This is a genomic window from Enterococcus sp. AZ141, assembly GCF_051714385.1.
In the GTDB taxonomy this organism is placed as follows: Bacteria; Bacillota; Bacilli; order Lactobacillales; family Enterococcaceae; genus Enterococcus_D; species Enterococcus_D entomosocium.
Map to the genome: position 1 here is coordinate 1,464,408 of NZ_JBIORT010000001.1, position 18,611 is coordinate 1,483,018.

At 44.6% G+C, this 18,611-nt stretch carries 18 protein-coding genes; 9 read left to right on the plus strand and 9 right to left on the minus strand.

Annotated features, from left to right (window positions below; translation table 11 throughout):
* Positions 1-38: 38 nt before the first annotated feature.
* Complete coding sequence (locus tag IGI89_RS06885) at positions 39-1,232, minus strand: toxic anion resistance protein (RefSeq protein WP_005233515.1); 1,194 nt, start codon at positions 1,230-1,232, stop codon at positions 39-41.
* Positions 1,233-1,329: 97 nt separating this feature from the next.
* A complete protein-coding gene (locus tag IGI89_RS06890) occupies positions 1,330-1,971 on the minus strand; it encodes a 5-bromo-4-chloroindolyl phosphate hydrolysis family protein (protein WP_008379306.1) in 642 nt (213 codons plus the stop codon).
* A gap of 218 nt (positions 1,972-2,189) precedes the next feature.
* Here IGI89_RS06890 and IGI89_RS06895 point away from each other — a divergent pair, with 218 nt between their 5' ends.
* Together IGI89_RS06895 and macP are read left to right on the plus strand one after the other, a co-directional pair.
* Complete coding sequence (locus IGI89_RS06895) at positions 2,190-2,768, plus strand: NUDIX hydrolase (protein ID WP_008379307.1); 579 nt, start codon at positions 2,190-2,192, stop codon at positions 2,766-2,768.
* Positions 2,761-3,057 (plus strand): cell wall synthase accessory phosphoprotein MacP, encoded by a 297-nt coding sequence (gene macP, locus IGI89_RS06900; protein ID WP_005233519.1) that lies wholly within the window; start codon positions 2,761-2,763, stop codon positions 3,055-3,057. Before IGI89_RS06895 ends, macP begins: the two co-directional genes overlap by 8 nt.
* A 57-nt stretch (positions 3,058-3,114) precedes the next feature.
* Here macP and IGI89_RS06905 read toward each other — a convergent pair whose 3' ends face one another.
* Positions 3,115-3,717 (minus strand): class I SAM-dependent methyltransferase, encoded by a 603-nt coding sequence (locus IGI89_RS06905; RefSeq protein ID WP_430619161.1) that lies wholly within the window; start codon positions 3,715-3,717, stop codon positions 3,115-3,117.
* Between the two features lie 152 nt (positions 3,718-3,869).
* On the opposite strand from IGI89_RS06905, the gene IGI89_RS06910 reads away from it, so the two are divergent.
* Genes IGI89_RS06910 through IGI89_RS06920 form a run of 3 tightly spaced genes read left to right on the plus strand, consistent with a single transcriptional unit; the run spans position 3,870 to position 5,472 of the window.
* On the plus strand, positions 3,870-4,565 hold the full coding sequence (locus IGI89_RS06910) for a 5'-methylthioadenosine/adenosylhomocysteine nucleosidase (RefSeq protein WP_042890679.1): 696 nt from the start codon (positions 3,870-3,872) through the stop codon (positions 4,563-4,565).
* A gap of 43 nt (positions 4,566-4,608) precedes the next feature.
* Positions 4,609-5,172 (plus strand): cysteine hydrolase family protein, encoded by a 564-nt coding sequence (locus IGI89_RS06915; protein ID WP_008379309.1) that lies wholly within the window; start codon positions 4,609-4,611, stop codon positions 5,170-5,172.
* Positions 5,173-5,472 (plus strand): hypothetical protein, encoded by a 300-nt coding sequence (locus IGI89_RS06920; protein WP_008379310.1) that lies wholly within the window; start codon positions 5,173-5,175, stop codon positions 5,470-5,472.
* 50 nt (positions 5,473-5,522) lie between these two features.
* Here the strand turns inward: IGI89_RS06920 and IGI89_RS06925 are convergent, their stop codons facing one another.
* Positions 5,523-7,415, minus strand: coding sequence for a M13 family metallopeptidase (locus IGI89_RS06925; protein WP_016612961.1), 1,893 nt, complete (start codon positions 7,413-7,415; stop codon positions 5,523-5,525).
* Between the two features lie 140 nt (positions 7,416-7,555).
* On the opposite strand from IGI89_RS06925, the gene IGI89_RS06930 reads away from it, so the two are divergent.
* Positions 7,556-8,095, plus strand: a complete 540-nt coding sequence (locus IGI89_RS06930) for a C39 family peptidase (protein WP_005233534.1) — start codon at positions 7,556-7,558, stop codon at positions 8,093-8,095.
* Positions 8,096-8,166: 71 nt separating this feature from the next.
* Positions 8,167-9,132 (plus strand): ribose-phosphate diphosphokinase, encoded by a 966-nt coding sequence (locus tag IGI89_RS06935; protein ID WP_005233536.1) that lies wholly within the window; start codon positions 8,167-8,169, stop codon positions 9,130-9,132.
* Between the two features lie 77 nt (positions 9,133-9,209).
* On the opposite strand, the gene IGI89_RS06940 is transcribed toward IGI89_RS06935, so the two are convergent.
* Both IGI89_RS06940 and IGI89_RS06945 read right to left on the minus strand, forming a co-directional pair.
* Positions 9,210-10,229 carry a LacI family DNA-binding transcriptional regulator gene (locus tag IGI89_RS06940; protein WP_005227844.1) on the minus strand — a complete coding sequence of 340 codons (1,020 nt, stop codon included), beginning with the start codon at positions 10,227-10,229 and terminating at the stop codon, positions 9,210-9,212.
* A gap of 107 nt (positions 10,230-10,336) precedes the next feature.
* Positions 10,337-12,601, minus strand: a complete 2,265-nt coding sequence (locus IGI89_RS06945) for a glycoside hydrolase family 65 protein (RefSeq protein ID WP_438735468.1) — start codon at positions 12,599-12,601, stop codon at positions 10,337-10,339.
* A 251-nt stretch (positions 12,602-12,852) separates the two neighbouring features.
* Between IGI89_RS06945 and IGI89_RS06950 the strand changes: the two genes are divergently transcribed.
* The gene (locus IGI89_RS06950) at positions 12,853-15,027 is read left to right on the plus strand and encodes a PTS transporter subunit IIBC (RefSeq protein WP_087664566.1); all 2,175 of its coding nucleotides are present in this window, start codon (positions 12,853-12,855) and stop codon (positions 15,025-15,027) included.
* Between the two features lie 93 nt (positions 15,028-15,120).
* On the plus strand, positions 15,121-15,951 hold the full coding sequence (locus IGI89_RS06955) for an endonuclease/exonuclease/phosphatase family protein (protein WP_060791568.1): 831 nt from the start codon (positions 15,121-15,123) through the stop codon (positions 15,949-15,951).
* A gap of 55 nt (positions 15,952-16,006) precedes the next feature.
* On the opposite strand, the gene IGI89_RS06960 is transcribed toward IGI89_RS06955, so the two are convergent.
* The 3 genes from IGI89_RS06960 to IGI89_RS06970 all read right to left on the minus strand — a co-directional run bounded on the left by IGI89_RS06960 (position 16,007) and on the right by IGI89_RS06970 (position 18,608).
* A complete protein-coding gene (locus IGI89_RS06960) occupies positions 16,007-16,447 on the minus strand; it encodes a hypothetical protein (protein WP_008379328.1) in 441 nt (146 codons plus the stop codon).
* Positions 16,440-17,213 (minus strand): MurR/RpiR family transcriptional regulator, encoded by a 774-nt coding sequence (locus IGI89_RS06965; protein WP_008379329.1) that lies wholly within the window; start codon positions 17,211-17,213, stop codon positions 16,440-16,442. Before IGI89_RS06965 ends, IGI89_RS06960 begins: the two co-directional genes overlap by 8 nt.
* A gap of 63 nt (positions 17,214-17,276) precedes the next feature.
* Positions 17,277-18,608 carry a 6-phospho-alpha-glucosidase gene (locus IGI89_RS06970; RefSeq protein WP_438735469.1) on the minus strand — a complete coding sequence of 444 codons (1,332 nt, stop codon included), beginning with the start codon at positions 18,606-18,608 and terminating at the stop codon, positions 17,277-17,279.
* Positions 18,609-18,611 lie beyond the last annotated feature (3 nt).

Below are 18,611 nucleotides of genomic sequence, written 5' to 3' on the forward strand. Positions count from 1 at the left end.
GACTCCATGAATGGAAGTCCTCTTTTGATAGGTGAAATTTACTTGTTGCTAGTTAAATCCAATAAGCGGTCTTTCAAGTCTTCTTCTAGATGACCCAATTCCACTTCGGCAGCACGACGTTTTTCTTTTCCTTCTTTTTGGATCCGTAATGTTTCTTGGATCGTTTCCACAAGGTCGTTTTGTGTTTTTTGCAATGTTTCGATGTCGACGATGCCGCGCTCGTTTTCTTTCGCTGTTTCAATAGCAGAAACTTTCAACATTTCTGAGTTTTTCTTCAATAGATCATTGGTGGTCTCAGAAACTTGGCGCTGTGCCGTAACTGCATCTTTTTGACGCAATAAAGTCAAGGCAATGACCACTTGGTTTTTCCATAGCGGGATCGCTGTATTGACAGAAGCTTGGATTTTTTCTGCTAACGCTTGGTTCGTGTTTTGGATCAGGCGAATTTGCGGTGCCTGTTGGATCGTGATTTGACGTGCCAAGCGCAAGTCATGGGTCCGTTTGTCTAAACGATCTAGGAATTGCGTGTAATCGTTGGCGATCTGTACGTCCATTTGATCATTCGTTTCTTCTGCTTTTTTCATGGCTTCAGGAATGATTTTGGTTTGCAATTCTTGCATCTTCAACTCGCCAGCGGCAATGTAGATGTTCAATGCATCGAAGTAATCTTTGTTCTTTTGATACAACTGTTCCAACATCAGGTTGTCTTTTAGCAAACCGTCTTTTTCTTTATCCAATTTGACGGCGATCTTGTCGATTTGGGCACCGATTTTTTGGTATTTAGCGGTGATTTCAAAAATGGATTGTTTTACTTTACCAAACATCCGCTTGAATAAGTTGCCTTCACCTGCACGCAGTTCATCTGGATTGGCTTCTTGCAAGCGATACATCAACTCAGTCAATGAGTCGCCCACAGGGCCGATATCAGCTGCTTGGACATGGTTCAACATAGATTGGGAAAACTCCCCAAGTTTGGTTTGGGCAGCTGCACCATAGGTGATGACTGCTTGCTGGTCAGTTGCATCGATCTTGCTGGCTAATTCTTGGGCCTGTGCTTGACGCTCTGGCGGTAATTTGTCAATCAAACGCGGTGCTGTTTGCTGTTCTTTCAGCTGACTGATCTCCGCTTGTTGAGTAGTGGTCAAAGTGTCGACAGGGGTTGAAAATGGGTTGTTCAATAAATCGTCAAGCGTATCCGTTACGGGTTTTACTTGATTTGGTGTGTCACTCATAATAACTCCTCCTAATAATTGTCTGCTTTCGAAAAAAATCTAGCCTGGGCTAGATTTTTTTTTAGATTCTTTTTTTGTTGCCAATCAGAATCTATCCCTATTCATTATCTCGTTTTATGCTTTGTTTGGCAATGGATAACTCAATATCCATGTCATCAAGATCGTCTGCTACAAATTGGGAGTAGTCTTTGGCGATCAAGGAAGCCATTTGCTCGATAATTTGTGTGCTTTCTTCGATTTTATCATAGGTCTCACGACTTTTGATCTCATGGCTATTGATTTCAATGAACTTATCGGTCAAATCGACCATATTGGGCAAGTGGGTATAAAGGAAATGACTTGCCAAAGGCAGTTTAGTTGGTTCTTTTACGAGTTCTTTGAAAAGAGCTTTTGAGGCACGCAAGGCATCGTGACGCAAGTCAATGGCTTTTAACTTGTTATTGCTAGTGATATTTTTTTGGTATTTATCGATTTGGTGTTTCGTCTGATTCATCGTTTCACGGAACAATTCGATCTCACGAGCAGTCATTCCGCTTTTCAAGTAATGGGCTTCTCGTTCTCTCGTTAAAGAAGGCAAAACTTGTGGATCCGCTGCCGGAACTTTACGTCCTCTGATACCGACGTAGACTAAAATCGCACCGACGATTAATAATAGGCTCGCAAATGAATCGCCTACTACGTTAAAAATAATACTGATGAGGACGATCGCACCAACGATCAGCCAGATGTTTTTTTTCATTTTTCCTCCTCCTAAAAATCTCTTGGACAAGTAGATTGGGTTATTCGACATCTTTATTTTAGCATGTTCACTAAAAGAAAAATATCAGACTTGGGGTGGATTTTCCGATTTTTAGTAAATTCATAAGCTTTCTTGCTATTTCTTAAGAAGATATTTTTTCTAAATTATGCTAAAGTGTTTGATAGATAAGACGTATGAGGAAAGTTAGGTGTCGATAGATGTTAGAATTTAAAGATTTTGAAGAAAAAACGATCCAACGGAATGAAATTTTCCATGGCAAAATCATTGATGTGGTGGTTGATGATGTCTCCTTGCCCAATGGTGGAACCAGTAAACGCGAACTAGTCTTCCACCCAGGTGGGGTGGCCGTGATCGCCTTGACGAGTGAGAACAAAATGCTGTTCGTTCGCCAATTCAGAAAGCCATTAGAGCGAGTGATTTTAGAGATACCAGCAGGCAAAATCGATCCAGGAGAAGGCGCACGTCCAGATTTGACTGGCGCCCGGGAATTGGAAGAAGAGACTGGCTATCGCGCAAAAACGCTAGAGCATGTTTCTTCTATGTACCTTTCACCAGGATTTGCGAATGAAATCTTGCACGTCTATTATGCGAAAGAGCTGGAAAAAGTGGCAAATCCCTTACCGCAAGACGAAGACGAAGTGCTGGAAGTCTATGAATTGAGCTTAGAGCAAGCACAAGCCGCTATCGCTGATGGAACGATCTGTGATGCGAAGACCGTGTTTGCGATCCAATTTTGGGAGTTGCTGGAATTGAAACGGAGGAACGGACTTGCCTAAAGAACCATTGATCACCCGCAGTGAACTTCGACGCCGACGCGAAGAAGAACAAGCGGCGTCTGAACGTAATCAGCAAATCGTAGAAAAGCAAAGCAAGAAAGAATGGAAACAAAAAGAAAAACAAATTGATAACCACTACCGAAAAGTGCGCAAGAAAAACAAAGAAATCACGAAGACCCGTGCCGGTGAGAACCAGAAATCTCGGGATCTGAACCGTTTTTTAATGAAAGCCATTGTGATCGTCACTTTATTGTTAGTCGTCGTCGGTTTGGCGATCTTTTTGTTGTGATTCATCTAGTACTAAGAAAAAGCCGCCCCTGCATCTTCTGCAAGTGCGGCTTTTTTGTTATTCGGTCGGCTTTTTCAAAATAGCTAAAAACATGGCCGCTGGCTGATTCATGAACAAATGATCCGCTTCATGAAAAACGGTAAAGGAAGGGTCGGTAAACCCAATCGCCTCTGTCAGTTGAGTCAATGCAGCAGGGTCAAACCCATTATGAACCAGCGGGTGAGACACGGCGGGATTTTTGAGGAAATCCACTAGGTAAAGGGTTCCTCCTGGCTGCAGCAAGGCGTATAGTTTTTCCATCATAGCGGCTGTGTCAGGAATATGCAGCAAGACGAGGGATAGCAGCACAGCGTCTGCTTTTGCTTGTAAGGATTCTTGCAGCAGATCGTGGACAGTTGCAGAAGCATTGGCCAGCTGCAGTTGGTTGATTTTTTTTTCAGAAACCTCGATCATGCCAGGGGCAGTATCCCAGATGGCTAAGTGCTGGACATAAGCTGCTAAGGGCAGACTTACTAGGCCGGTACCGCCGCCGATATCGATCAGAGTTTGGTGCTGGTTGTCTTTAAAATAAGGTTCAAGGGTTTGGGTGACTAATTGTGCTAACGCGATCCGTTCAGGGGTATCGTATTTTGCTGCCATGGCGTTGAAAATTTCAGACATAAGTGCCTCCTTTGATAATGACAAAAAACTGTTCGTTTCGTCAAAACTAGTTTATCATGAAAGGAGAAAAAACACGTCAGTAGATACGTGGGAATTTCTGTTGTTTTTCATTTTAAAGGATGAAAAATAAACGAGAAGCAGGAGGCAAACACATGAAAATTGGTATTATTGGTGCAATGGAGGAAGAAATCAAGACGTTGCGGGAACAGTTGATTTCACCGCTTTCTTGGGAACGCGGCGGCGCACTATTTATTTCAGGAAGTATCGGCAATCATGAAGTGATCGTCGTTCGTTCAGGTATTGGTAAAGTTCTGGCATCGATCACCACTAGTTTACTGATCCAACAATACGGGGTCAATATGGTGATCAATACTGGATCAGCTGGTGGGATCGGTGCCGGTTTACAAGTAGGGGATTTAGTGATCTCAGATAAAGTGGCCTATTTTGATGTCGATGTGACTGGCTTTGGTTATGAATATGGCCAGTTGCCTGGTGGGATGCCTTTGTATTATGAAGCCAGCCGCTATTTGATCAGTGAGATGACGAAAGCCGCAGAAGCGACCCATCATACCGTGAAAAAGGGACTGATCGTTACTGGTGACAGCTTTATTCATGACCCGCAAAAAGTACAGGAGATTTTAGGACATTTTCCAGATGCCTTGGCTTGTGAGATGGAAGGAGCCGCGATCGCACAGACTGCGCAGCAATTCAATATTCCTTTCTTAATCGTGCGCGCGATCAGCGACACCGCCGACCACGCAGCAACCGTCTCTTTTGATGAGTTTATCTTAGAAGCTGGCAAGCGTTCCGCTGAAATGGTCTTGGCATTCGTTGAAACATTAAAGTAACTTAAAAAACAGGAGAGCCGATCCGTAAGAGGAGGAAGGAAGCATGAGAGCATTACTATCCATTGATTATACGTTTGATTTTGTTGCAGATGAGGGACGATTGACGACGGGTGCTGCTGGGCAAGCGATTGAAGCTGCCTTAGTGGCTCGGACGCAAGCCTTTATCGAAGCCGGTGAGTATGTCGTTTTTGCCATTGATCGTCATGAGGAAACAGACAACTATCATCCTGAAAACCGCTTGTTCCCACCCCACAATCTTGCGGGCAGTGCGGGGCGACATCTTTATGGTCGTTTAGCCCCGCTTTATGAAACCTATCAGGAAGCGCCAAATGTCTATTGGATCGACAAGCGCCATTACTCAGCGTTTAGTGGTACCGACTTGGACATCCGACTCCGGGAAAGAGGGATCACGGAATTGTACCTGACCGGCGTTTGTACCGACATCTGTGTCTTGCATACAGCAGTGGATGCCTATAATTTAGGCTACCAACTGGTGATCGATGCAGATACCGTTGCCAGCTTTGACGCGGTCGGACATGAATGGGCACTACGCCATTTTGAAAATACCCTTGGTGCGAAAATCATTTCTGCGAAGGAGGAAGCATAAATGGGATGGATGGATCAATTAAAAGCAAATTTCAGTTTCAGTGAACTGACTAGCCTTTATCAAGCGTATCAAAAAGGGAATCTTGATGTGAAGGCGTTGTTGAACAATGACTTCTTACAAAAGTATACAGATTTTCAGAACTTGGATGAGTTTATGGCTAAACTAGGAATCCAGAATGAAAACCAAATCTTCGACTTTCTAAAAGACCGCCCCAATCGACAAAAAGCCGATCAAGTCGTCAATGAGCATTCTCAATTCGATTCTGTGATTAGTATGATGAAAAAAGCTTTACAGAAATAAACAATTGGCGAAGAAAAAGCGCAAGCAGAAAAATCTGCTTGCGCTTTTGTTTACCAGATCTGCACACGATCTTCTGGTGCACGATACATAGGGTCACCAGGTTTGATATCAAAGGTTGTATAAAATTCATCGATATTTTGGACTTGGATATTGGCCCGTAGTTTAGCTGGTCCGTGGACATCGATCGCCAGTAAGAGCTGTTGGTATTGTTCTTTGGCTTTTGTACGCCAAATCTTCGCCCAATTGGTGAAGAAGTCTGTTAAAGAAACATCGCTTTCTTTTTGCGCTGCTTCTAGCGCACAGCTTAGTCCGCCTGCATCGGCGATGTTTTCAGAAACAGTCAATGTTCCGTTGACGGTACCGCCGGCAAAGGGCAGGCCATCAAACTCGTCGATCATCGCTTGAGCTAAGCGTTCAAAGTGGGCCAGATCTTCTTCTGTCCACCAATTGTTTAAATTACCATATTCATCAAATTTTGCCCCGTTGTTGTCAAAGGCGTGGGAGATCTCATGAGCAATGACCGCGCCGATCCCCCCATAATTTGCGCTGGTGGATTGTTCCAAACTATAAAAGGGCGCTTGTAAGATTGCGGCTGGGAAAACGATCACGTTCTTAAATGGGTGATAGTAGGCATTCACGGTAGCGGCGGACATTTCCCATTCCTCGCGATCCACGGGCTGCTGCCATTTTTTGAAGCCATCTTCTCGGAACAAACGATTGAAATGCAGGGCATTTGCCAGCAGACTTTTCTCTTCATCGGTATGCAATTGATCATAAATAGCAGGAACTTGATCAGGGTACCCGACATGGATGCCTAAACGATTCAATTTGATGATCGCTTTTTGGCGGGTTTCTTCACTTAACCACGTGTTGTTGCGCAAACGATCTTGGTAGACAGCAATCATTGTTTCCACCATGTGTTTGACGTCTTTTTTCGCCATTTCCCCAAAGTACTTGCGTCCATAATAATCACCGATCACTTGACTAAAATGACCCATCGTTAAGTAATAAGCCGCTTTTTGTTGGGGAGCCGCTTCATCGATCCCTGATAAGTAGCGACTGTAGGTTCCGCCTAACTGACGCAATTCTTCACTCAGATAGCTAGTATAGCGCAAGCTTTGGTTGACGATCATCCAGCCTTTCAAGAGTTCAAAATGGCTATCAGAAACAATAATGTCAAAGGCTTCAAAGTAAGCGGGTTCCGTTACGATCAGCTCTTCTGGTGTACCTGGTAAAAGGGCTGTCAAGAGTTGTGTAAAATCGATCTTGCTAGCTTGCTTTGCAAATTCCTCCAAGGAGCGAGGATTGTAGTTTTTACTATAATCCGCACTTTCTTCCGCACTGCGGACGTGAGGGGCGATCAATTTATCAAATGCGATCGCTTGCTCTACCAACGATTCCGCTTCTGCTTGGTCTTTTCCGTAAGCAACTAAAACGTTGACGGCCATCTCAAAGTAGACTTGCAGCATTTCGCCTGCTTGGGGATTTTCTGTGTAATAGGTTTTATCCGGCAAAATAGTAGCAGGCGGATAGACCGACAAAGTATTCATTTGCGCATTTTTCATGTCTGCATCGACATCCAGTTGGAAAGGCAAGGCAATGCCATCTAAAACGAAACTTGCCAGTTGCTGATTCAATTCCTCATAAGAACGCAACGCTTCGATTTTTGCTAATAGTGCATTTGCTTCAGTAGCGCCAGCTGCCTCTCGTTGGGCAAAATCGCTGGCTAAGCGGTAAAAAGCCACAGCATCCTTCATGCGGCCTTTTGGCGTAGCATGGGGATCGTGTGCCATATTTTCAAATTCTGCGATCATTAAGGAATCGATTCCGTCAACGAGATCTTGGAATCCACCCGTAGCGGGTTTATCTGCTGGAATAACAGCGGTCTCCAGCCACTCGCCATTTACATAGTCATAAAAATCATCTTTTAACAAGGTTGTCATGTCTTTCGCTCCTCTCGCTTTCTACTATTATGAAACAAAATCTGTAAGGACGCAAAGAAAAGTTTTCTAGACGAAAAAGGGTTTTGATCCAAGTAGGAGGAGAATCTAAGGTATAATAAGAAAAAAGGCAGGTGAACGAGATGGAACAAGTAGAGTGGAAAGGGATCGCCGAAGAGCGGTTTCGTCCGTATAAGCAGTGGGTCACTCCTTCAGGGTATTTATGCGGCACCTATGCGGCAGCCGTCTTTTTGGCCTACTATCAAGATTACATCGATGAAACGATCATCCCGAAAGCGTTTCGTCGAAAAAAACAGCGGGATCTGACAGTAGTGACGGAAATGCTGCGTGTGCTGATTCAGCCTCATGGGTTGCCGACGATCGCTTGGCAAGTCAGTCATGGTTTGACTCGGTTTTTCGATCAATTCCAATTGCCTTACCGCGGACGTGCGACCGTTGTTGGCGGTTGGCATCGAGCGTGCAAACGAATCGACGAAGGCAAACCGGTGATCATCGGTATTTTGAAGCCTTTAGGCAGCACATATGGCAATCATTGGGTCGTGGCTTACGCCTACGCCGAAACCGCCAGCGGAGAACGCTATTTTAAAGTTCATGACAACTGGGGCAACTACAAAAAAGTAATTCCCGCCAGTTGGGTAAACGGTACCGTCACACTTCCTTGAACGAGACGGTTAAAAAAACAGTCACTTTGTGCTAGAATAGAAGAAAACAACCACATTCATTGGAGGCAATCATGGGCGAAAGTTATAAAGATAGTTCGTTGAAAATTTTTAGTTTAAATGGAAATTTACCATTAGCAGAAAACATTGCGAAAGTTTTCGGTACAGAACTAGGGAAGTCAAAAGTGACACAGTTTAGTGATGGAGAGATTGCCATCAATATTGAAGAAAGTGTGCGGGGCGACCATATTTATATCATTCAATCGACGAATGAACCCGTCAATGATCATTATTTAGAGTTGCTGATCATGATCGATGCGATGAAACGGGCTAGTGCGAAGACCATCAATGTCGTTTTGCCTTATTACGCATATGCGCGGCAAGACCGAACCGCCAACCCGCATGAGCCGATTACTGCAAAATTGATTGCCAATATGCTGGTGGAAGCAGGGGCTTCTCGGATCTTGACGCTTGATCTGCATGCCGTCCAAGTTCAAGGATTTTTCGACATCCCAGTGGATAATCTCTTTACGATCCCATTGTTTGCCCATTATTATCGCGAACAAAAAATGACTGGTGACGACTATGTCGTTGTTTCACCAAAAAACAGCGGTGTCCAACGGACCCGTAGTTTGGCAGAATACTTAGATACAGCGATCGCGATCGTCGATCAAGATGAAGCCGATGGCGGCTATGTGATTGGTGATGTCGTTGGGAAAAAATGTATTTTAGTTGATGACATTTTAAATACCGGCCATACATTGGCAAAAGCGGCAGACTTGTTGAAGGAAGCTGGTGCCAGCGAAGTGTATGCTTGTGTGTCTCACGCCTTACTTTCGCCGCCAGCTAAAGAAATTTTGGATCAATCAGCGATTGAAAGGATTTGTGTCACCGATTCTTGTTGGACCAGCGAAGAACGCCATCCAGAAAAACTGCACTACATTTCTTGTGCTGAATTGATGGGGGAAGCCGTTCGCCGCATTCACGAAAATACACCAATGAGTCCATTGTTCCGCCTGGAAAGCAAAGAGTATAAATAAAAATATGAAAAGCACCCGCTATCCCTAGGGACAGCGGGTGCTTTTGCGTGTGGGGGAAGTGGACCAGACACAGCGGATCAGTTCAACTGGTTGCGGTTCAAGACTGTTTCTCGTTTGATCAGCTTATGTGGTACGACCAGCTGTACGCCGTTTGAATCTTCATGATTCAATTGCGCCATCAGCCGTTCGGTAGCGATTTTTCCTAAGGACAACACGTTGATATCGATACTAGTCAAATACGGATGTGTCAAAGTAGCAAAGATCGAATTGTTGAAACTGATGATGGATAAATCGTCGGGGACTTTGTAGCCATACATCGTCGCTAATTGAATGATCCGCACAGCGAACAGATCATCGATCACGACGATGGCCGTTGCTTGGGATTCTTTGATCGTTTCTTCGAACGTGACGTAATCTTCCGCTTTTTCAAAGGTCAATGCTGGATAAAAGGGGAGATTTGCCAGCATCATGGCTTTTTGGTAGCCGAAAAAACGTTCGAAATACAGATTTTCATGGGTCGTATTAGTAGCAAATAAAATCTTCGTATGCCCTTGGGCGATCAGATGCTCGGTTGCTTGCTTGCCTAACAACTGGTTGTCATTATCGACAAAAACGATTTTGTCTTCATTGCTGTATGGCTGACCAATCAAGGTAAAGGGGACTTCTTTTTCGACCAGATAATCGATGATGGGGTCTTTTTCATCGGAATAGACCAAGATAAAGCCATCTACTTGTTTTTGCAGGTGCATCCGTTCCACGTTTTTTAGTAATGTAGCAAAGTCACGGGCGGAGGCAACGGCAACCGTCATTTGATGATGGCGGGCCTCTTCATTGATGGCTTCGATCGTTTCTAAATAAAAGGGGTTTCCTAGTCGTTCTTTCGAATCAAGAGGCGGCAAGATCACGCCGATGGCACTGGATATCTGTTTGCCGAGATTTCGAGCTGCAAGATTGGGGACATAGCCCATTTCTGCCATTACTTTGCGCACTTTCTTCTTGGTATCTTCAGAAATGCTGGGATGATCGTTTACGACACGAGAAACCGTGGATGTAGCGACGCCAGCCTTTTTGGCGACATCTTTGACCGTAATGCTCACTGATTTCCCTCCTTTTTTAGCTTATAGTATCACAAAGTGTCGGCACAAGGGTAGAGCCAATCAAAAGAAAGAAGAAATGCAGACATTTCTTCTTTCAGAAGGCTTGTTTAGTTGATCGCTGTACTGATTTCGTCTTCTAAAACATAGTCTTTGCCATAAACCTTGATTGGCAATGCCTCACCGCTGATTTTTTTCAAAGTCACCGTTGACTCATTGACGGAAACAAAGAGCAGACGTCCACGATAGTTGATGTGGAAGGCATAGCGGCTCCACGTTTTAGGTAAGAATGGCGCAAACCCTAAGTGGTCGTGATCGGTTTTCATTTGAGCAAAGCCTTGAACGATCGCTAACCAGCTGCCGGTCATAGAAGTGATGTGCAAGCCATCATCGGTATCATTGTTGTAATTGTCCAAATCAAGACGAGCAGTCCGCTCATACATTTCCAACGCTTTTTCTTCCATGCCTAATTCCGCTGCCAAAATCGCATGAATACTTGGGGAAAGGGAAGATTCATGCACTGTCATCGGCTCATAGAAATCAAAGTTCCGTTGTTTTTCTTCTTTGCTGAATTGATCACCGAAGAAGTAGATCCCTTGCAAAACATCGGCTTGCTTGATAAAGCAAGAGCGCAAGATATGATCCCACGACCAATTTTGGTTCAATGGTAAATGTTTTGGATCAAGATCGGAAACGGGCATCAAGTCTTTGTCTAAGAAGGTATCATGCTGGACGAAGACTCCAAGCTCTTGGTCTTCTGGGAAGTACATATTGTCGATGATGTCTTGCCATTTGGCTTGCTCTTCGTCAGAGATCGTGACAGCCGCTTCGTCTTTGAAGGCTTCATAGCTGGCTAAGGTATAAGCTAAGACCCAAGTAGCCATTTTATTGGTGTACCAGTTGTTATTGATGTTGTTTTCGTATTCGTTTGGTCCAGTGACGCCATGGATCATGTATTTTTGCTGACGTTTTGAATAGTGGACACGATCTGCCCAGAAACGTGAAATCGCGCTTAACACTTCTAATCCTTCTTTTTTCAGGTAACTTGTATCGCCAGTATAATTCGTATAGTTGTAGATGGCATAAGCGATGGCACCGTTTCGGTGAATTTCTTCGAAAGTGATCTCCCACTCATTGTGGCATTCGATCCCAGTGAAGGTCACCATTGGGTAAAGGGCACCTGCTAAGCCTTGTTTTTGCGCATTGATATGGGCTTGCGGCAATTGGTTGTGACGGTATTTCAACAAGTTGCGGGTCACTTCTGGTTTTGCTAATGCCAAATACAATGGGACTGCATAGGCTTCGGTATCCCAGTAAGTCGCACCGCCATATTTTTCACCAGTAAAGCCTTTCGGTCCGATGTTCAAGCGCTCGTCTTCGCCATAATAGGTTGAAAACAATTGGAACAGGTTGAAACGAATCCCTTGTTGCGCCGCAGCATCGCCTTCAATGATCACATCGGCTAAATCCCAGCGGGCTTTCCAAGCAGCGACTTGTTCTGCACGCAACGCATCATAATCTGCTTTGTATAAAGTGCCTAATTCGGTGACTTTTGCTGGATGATCATGAGCGGGAACATCACGACTCGTAATGATCAAGACTTCTTTGATCAATGAGAAGGTGTCACCGGCTGCCCCAGAAAAGGCAAAGGTATCAGCGACGCAAAGTTCGCTTTTCACGGAATCAGTCGGTGTTTGGCTATGACGCATAGCAGAAGTGACAGTGAAGCGTTCAATGTCAAAATTATTTTCTACAGTCCGAGTGGTCAAGTAATGGAAGGTTTCGGTTTGGCCATGAGCCAATTCTTCCCAGAAACGTTCGTCGTAGTTGCTGTCTTCGTTATGGACGTTGTTATCTAGTTTAGAAACGACTTTAATCTCAGCGTCGCCTTCAATGATCTCAGCATCCATCTTAATGAGGGCAAGTTCACGTTTTACGATGCTCAAGAAGCGTTCAAAAGAGAATTTAACCGTTGCACCTGCCAAAGTGACAGTAAAGTTGCGGCGTAAAATCCCGGTTTCCATGTCTAGTTCTAAACGGAAATCACTTGGGCTGATTTTTGCTAAGTCGACTAATTGGTCATTGACAAATAGGTCCATTGCAATAAAGTTGACCGCATTGATCACTTTGCCAAAATAGTCAGGATAGCCGTTTTTCCACCAGCCAACACGGGTTTTGTCTGGGTACCAGACACCTGCGATATAGGTACCTAAGTGATGATCGCCGCTGTATTGTTCTTCAAAGTTGCCGCGCATTCCCATGTAGCCATTCCCGATGCTTGTTAGCGACTCTTGCAGTCGACGATTTTCTTTATCTAAGGTAGATGTCGCGATTTTCCATGGATCGATCTCGAACAATCGTTGGATTTTTTTCATGAAAGTCCCTCCAGAATCTTTTTGATATCTCTATCATAAGCGCAAACGATTGCATCGTCAAGTGAAAGTTGTTGCGTTTAAAGAATTTCCTATTAGGAAACATCGAGAAAGAAAGATTCAGTTATATAAAGGTGGAAAAGCGAATAGAATCCCTTTTGATATTTCTGGGTTTACAAAATCTTTTTTCTCCGTTAGAATGAAATTATTAAGAAACCGATTGCGTAAATCGATTCAGGGAAGGAAGAAGGAAGATGAAAAAATTATTGAGCTTCGAATTTTGGCAAAAATTCGGAAAAGCGCTAATGGTGGTTGTCGCTGTTATGCCAGCCGCTGGTTTGATGATCAGTATTGGGAAAACGATCCCAATGATTAATGCCGACTGGGCATTCTTGATCACCACAGGAGGCGTCATTGAAAACATTGGTTGGGCAATTATTGGTAACCTGCATTTATTATTTGCATTAGCTATTGGTGGTAGTTGGGCTAAAGAGCGAGCTGGTGGGGCATTTGCTGCCGGGATCGCCTTTATTTTGATCAACCGGATCACTGGTTCGATCTTTGGCGTGACGAGCGCGATGTTAACCGAAGAAGGCGCCTTTACCCATACGTTGTTTGGGACAAAGATCATGATCGACGGTTTCTTTACTAGTGTATTAGAAGCACCTGCTTTGAACATGGGTGTCTTTGTCGGGATCATCGCCGGTTTTGTGGGGGCAACAGCTTACAACAAATACTATAATTTCCGCAAATTACCGGATGCGCTTTCCTTCTTTAACGGCAAACGCTTCGTCCCTTTCGTGGTGATTGCCCGTTCAGTAGTCGTCGCATTAGTATTATCGATCGTTTGGCCTTACATTCAAGCCGGCATCAACAACTTCGGTTTATGGATCGCGCAATCACAAGAAAGTGCGCCCGTTTTAGCACCGTTCTTGTTTGGAACCTTGGAGCGGCTGCTCTTACCATTCGGGCTGCATCATATGTTGACGATCCCGATCAATTACACCGAATTAGGTGGAACCTACACGATTCTTTCTGGGGCACAAGCCGGCACCCAAGTCTTTGGACAAGACCCATTATGGCTTGCTTGGGCAACGGATCTAGTGAATATGCGCAATGCTGGCGATACGTCACAATATCAATTTTTATTGGAAAACTTTGTTCCTGCCCGCTTTAAAGTTGGACAAATGATTGGTTCATCTGGGATCTTGATGGGCTTGTCTTATGCCATGTACCGCAATGTCGATGCGGACAAACGGCACAAATATACCTCTATGTATTTATCAGCTGCCATCGCTGTCTTCTTGACAGGGGTAACAGAACCGTTGGAGTTCATGTTTATGTTTGCTGCCGTACCGCTTTACATCGTTTATGCAGTCGTACAAGGGGCGGCATTTGCGATGGCGGATATCGTCAACTTACGGGTCCATTCTTTTGGGAATATCGAGTTGTTGACCCGTACCCCAATGGCGATCAATGCCGGCTTAGGACAGGATTTGATCAACTTTGTGTTAGTGACCATCGTCTTTGGTGTCGGGATGTATTTCTTGGCAAACTTCTTGATCAAAAAATTCAACTTTGCAACACCAGGCAGAAACGGCAACTATGAAACAGAAGGGGCCAGCGATGCGCCAGCAACTGCTTCGGCGGATGGCAACTTGAACCCAGATTCGCAAGTCGTGAAAATCATTCATTTATTAGGGGGACGTGAAAATATCGCCGACGTTGATGCATGTATGACCCGTTTACGAGTTTCTGTGAAAAATCGAGAAGCGGTCGGCGATGAAAAAGCGTGGAAAGCCGCAGGGGCGTTAGGCTTGATCGTAAAAGACAATGGCGTGCAAGCAGTCTATGGACCGAAAGCAGATGTCTTAAAATCAGACATTCAAGATATCTTAGATTCTGGTGTCACGATTCCCGAACCGACTGCTAGTCAAGCACCCGTAGAAAGCACTACCCATCAAAGCCAAGGCGTGACAGCTGAACTAGCTGCCGTTGCCACTGGAGAAGTGATGCCGATCACCTCTGTCAAAGACCAAGTGTTTGCGGAAAAAATGATGGGTGACGGTTATGGTATACGTCCAGAGCAGACGACAGTTGTCGCACCAATCAGCGGGAAAGTCACCAACATCTTCCCAACGAAACATGCGATCGGCTTGCTTTCTGACGAAGGCATCGAAGTATTGGTTCACATGGGGTTAGATACCGTTGACTTAAACGGTGCCCCCTTTACGGTAGCTGTCACTGAAGGTCAACAAGTGGCGGTCGGTGACAAGTTAGCGGAGATGGATCTAGCTGCAGTAAGTGCTGCTGGCAAAGACATCACCATCGTTGTAGTGTTGACCAACAGCGATCAAATCGATTCCTTTGAATTGACCCAAATCGGCAAGCAACAAGCAGCCGCAGTTGTTGGAATCGTAAAACTATAATAAAATGACAAGCGGGTCGACTCTTTTGTTGACCCGCTCTCTTTTATTTTTAAAAGGAATCGTACAAGCAAATCGAGAGAAGGAGCCTTATTCATGAAGGTATTAACTTTGAACACCCATAGCTGGTTAGAAGAAAATCAGCTAGAAAAATGCAAAATGATCGCACAAGAAATTGCAACAGGCGACTATGACATCATCGCCTTGCAAGAAGTCAACCAAACGATTGCTGCTCAAACCATCGTTCCTGATGGGCTTTATTGCCCGACAGATACGCTGGTGGAAATCAAGGAGGACAATTTTGCTTTACGCCTAGTGGAAGAACTGCAACTGTTAGACTGTGACTACTATTGGTCATGGACATACAGTCACGTAGGATATGACATTTACCACGAAGGCAATGCCTTATTGTCCAAACAGCCCATCATTGCCAAAGAATATCTTGCTTCACAAGCCACGGATGTCTGGGATCATACCACGCGCAAAAACCTGAGCGGCGTGACTGAAGCCGATGGGCAGATCGTACAAGTCGTTAGCTGTCACTTTTCTTGGTGGCAAGACGGTAAATTTGCCTACGAGTGGCAACAGACAGAAGCATTTTTAGCAGAACGGGCAGATACCTTATTGATTCTAGGAGATTTCAACAACGATGCGGCCAGTTCTGGTCATCAACTCGTCCTTGACAGCTCCTTACAGCTGCAAGACAGCTTTTTAACGGCTACCGAAACGATTGGGGAAGCCTCTGTCGTTAAAGCCATTGATGGCTGGCAAGACAATCGAGAAGCGTTGCGGATCGATTATGTTTTTGCATCAAAAGACCTGCAAGCAACGGAATATGAAGTCGTTTTTGACGGAACGCGTACTCCAATCGTCAGCGATCACTTTGGAATCAAAGTGGTTTTTGCTTCAAAAACAGATCCAAACTAACATGAGCGACAGCAAAAAGCAGTGCCAACCGGCACTGCTTTTCTTTTTGGGGAAGTTAAATCGCTGATCGAACAAGGAGGAAAAAGAATAAACTCAATAAAAGAATGAATGCTAATGTCCCATAGGTAAAACTCTTTTCGCCCCAGGTTGCGTTTTCCTCCTGACTCGAAAGACTTCTTCTTGTAAAAAAGACGAGTCCTGCGCCGATGACATTCGCTGTCAGTAACTGCTGGAAGAAGATCAGGAATAAATACTGTCCCAAAAGGCCTTTTTTACTCATGGAAAACCGTTGAATAAAGTACAGGCAAGCCCCTTGCAGCAAAAGGAGACTACTTAACAAGACCCCTAAAGCGGCTAACGGTTGCGAGTTGAGGTACTGGGCAAAGGTCATCCCATGGTTGAAGGCAGTCAAGGAAAGATAAAGATAGTAAGCACCGGCGATCAAAAGCCAATAACTCAGTAAAATCAATGGAAACGCCCATTTTCGTTTAGTCATGGTTGCCCTCCTGTAAAGTGAATAGTCCGTAGGAACGGATCAAATAATCAATCAAGCAGCTCAGTCCGATCAAAGACTGGCTAGGGATTTTCTTGCGACCGATTTGAAAAAAATCGCAATAATAGGTCAGGTGAAACGTTGAATGGCGAGCAAAATAATTATCTCCTGGCGCACTCAATGTCAAAACGGGAATCTGACGAATCGCAAAAGTCGTCAGATTCTCTTTGACGTTTTCTGTTTCGCCGCTGAGTGAGGCGATGATCACACAATCTTCGGCAGTGATCATCGGCATGACCATATCAAATTCCGTTTTGTTCGGCAATACGATCACTCGTTTTTCCATAGAAAGCATCATTTTGGAAAACTCCTCCAGTGCTTTCTTTTGGGAAAACCCAGTTGGGTAGCAGTAGATGGTTTTGCTGCGGTCAAACAAGCGGTTGAGGACAGCTAAGTCTACCGTTTTTACATAGTTGAGGGTGGCGAAAATATCCTCTTGTTGTTTTTCAAAAATCGTTTTTTGCTGCGAAATCGTTGTTGCCTGTTCTTGCTGATGCCGTAGAAAATATTTGAACTCGGAATAGCCAGAAAAACCAAGTTTTTTCGTCAACCGTAAAATAGATGACTTTGAGACGTGAACCTGCTCGGATAGCTCGACGATCCCCATAGATAGAACGGTATCGCCGTGGGAAAGAATATAGTTCAGAATGCCACGATCAAGTTCACTTAACTCTGCTTGGTGCTGTTGAATCAAATACTGTAATTTCACAAAAACCCCTCCTTATTGATTAAGTATAGCTGAAAAGCCAGGAGGGGAGGCGAAGAACGCTGGCTAGTGTAATTCTGGCCAAAAGGCTTGATTTGCTTCGATCAATTCATCGAGTAATTCGTTGGCTACACGGGCATTTGGGACCACTTTTGAAAGAATCAGTGCTTGCCACAGCTTCTGGTAAGAACCCTCTGCCCAAGCTTCCACGACTAATTTTTCTACGGCGACTTGTTGTTCCATCAATCCTTTTTGGAAGCGAGGGATCTTGCCTTGTGTGATTGGTTCTGCCCCGTTACTGCCGACGATACAAGGCACTTCCACCATTGCCTGTTCATCAAAGTTGACGATCGCTCCTTCGTTAGGCACGATCAACAGCATTCGTTCTTGCGTGTTATAAGCAATCGCTCGTGCAAGGTCAACAATGTAGCTGGCGTGTTCATCCACTTCAAGCGTGGTGTCAGTCGCTGTCTGGTTTTCTACGATGCGTTGGCATTCACCAAAGACGTGTTTTTCGCGACCAGCCATGACTTCATTTGCCCGTGTAAAAGATGGGTTGGTGTGCGCCACTTCATCTTGAGGGAAAAAGTAATACTTCAAGTAGGTATTTGGCAAAGTGGATGGATCAACCTCGTACACTTCTTTTGCTTTGGCAAAGGTGTGCATCCAGCTGGCATCAGCATGTTGGCTCGCTTCGATTTCTTCTGGCAATGAATAGCCGTATTTTGCTACATGCGCTTGGATCTGCGGCAGCAAGTCATTGCCAGCTTTGTCTCGTATATCTGTCCACCAGCCAAAGTGATTCAAGCCATAATAGCGAACGACCAATTCTTTGCGAGAAGCTAAACCGATCGCTTGCGCCATCCGTTCTTCGATTCCCACTGGCATATCACAAATATTAATGATCTTAGCATCAGGGCGCAATTTACGAGTCGCTTCTGCGACGATCGCTGCAGGATTGGAATAATTCAACATCCACGCATCAGGGGAATATTTTTCCATATAATCGACTAACTCCAATACACCGCCGATAGAACGCATCCCATAAGCGATCCCGCCAGGACCACAAGTTTCTTGGCCGACCACACCATATTTCAAAGGGATTTTTTCATCCTTTTCGCGCATCGCATACAAGCCAACTCGGATATGCGCCATTACAAAATCGACATCCTGAAACGCGGTTTCGGGATCAGTAGTTGCTAAAAAGCTGATTTCGGGTGCGCGTTCTTTCAATAAAATCTCGCAAGCTTGTGCCACTTTTTCTTGTCGTTCTTCCAAATTGTCGTAAAACTTGATTTGGCGAATTGGGAAACGATCCAAGTGTTCTAAAAGCATCAAGACGATTCCTGGGGTAAAGGTACTGCCGCCTCCGGCGATCACGATTGAAAATTTTTTCATTTT

Excerpts from the sequence above, each read along its gene's own strand:
- IGI89_RS06885 (WP_005233515.1), bottom strand. The coding sequence starts at position 1,232 with ATGAGTGACACACCAAATCAAGTAAAACCCGTAACGGATACGCTTGAC.
- IGI89_RS06890 (WP_008379306.1), bottom strand. The coding sequence starts at position 1,971 with ATGAAAAAAAACATCTGGCTGATCGTTGGTGCGATCGTCCTCATCAGT.
- IGI89_RS06895 (WP_008379307.1), top strand. The coding sequence starts at position 2,190 with ATGTTAGAATTTAAAGATTTTGAAGAAAAAACGATCCAACGGAATGAA.
- IGI89_RS06905 (WP_430619161.1), bottom strand. The coding sequence starts at position 3,717 with ATGTCTGAAATTTTCAACGCCATGGCAGCAAAATACGATACCCCTGAA.
- IGI89_RS06910 (WP_042890679.1), top strand. The coding sequence starts at position 3,870 with ATGAAAATTGGTATTATTGGTGCAATGGAGGAAGAAATCAAGACGTTG.
- IGI89_RS06915 (WP_008379309.1), top strand. The coding sequence starts at position 4,609 with ATGAGAGCATTACTATCCATTGATTATACGTTTGATTTTGTTGCAGAT.
- IGI89_RS06920 (WP_008379310.1), top strand. The coding sequence starts at position 5,173 with ATGGGATGGATGGATCAATTAAAAGCAAATTTCAGTTTCAGTGAACTG.
- IGI89_RS06925 (WP_016612961.1), bottom strand. The coding sequence starts at position 7,415 with ATGACAACCTTGTTAAAAGATGATTTTTATGACTATGTAAATGGCGAG.
- IGI89_RS06930 (WP_005233534.1), top strand. The coding sequence starts at position 7,556 with ATGGAACAAGTAGAGTGGAAAGGGATCGCCGAAGAGCGGTTTCGTCCG.
- IGI89_RS06935 (WP_005233536.1), top strand. The coding sequence starts at position 8,167 with ATGGGCGAAAGTTATAAAGATAGTTCGTTGAAAATTTTTAGTTTAAAT.
- IGI89_RS06945 (WP_438735468.1), bottom strand. The coding sequence starts at position 12,601 with ATGAAAAAAATCCAACGATTGTTCGAGATCGATCCATGGAAAATCGCG.
- IGI89_RS06950 (WP_087664566.1), top strand. The coding sequence starts at position 12,853 with ATGAAAAAATTATTGAGCTTCGAATTTTGGCAAAAATTCGGAAAAGCG.
- IGI89_RS06955 (WP_060791568.1), top strand. The coding sequence starts at position 15,121 with ATGAAGGTATTAACTTTGAACACCCATAGCTGGTTAGAAGAAAATCAG.
- IGI89_RS06960 (WP_008379328.1), bottom strand. The coding sequence starts at position 16,447 with ATGACTAAACGAAAATGGGCGTTTCCATTGATTTTACTGAGTTATTGG.
- IGI89_RS06970 (WP_438735469.1), bottom strand. The coding sequence starts at position 18,608 with ATGAAAAAATTTTCAATCGTGATCGCCGGAGGCGGCAGTACCTTTACC.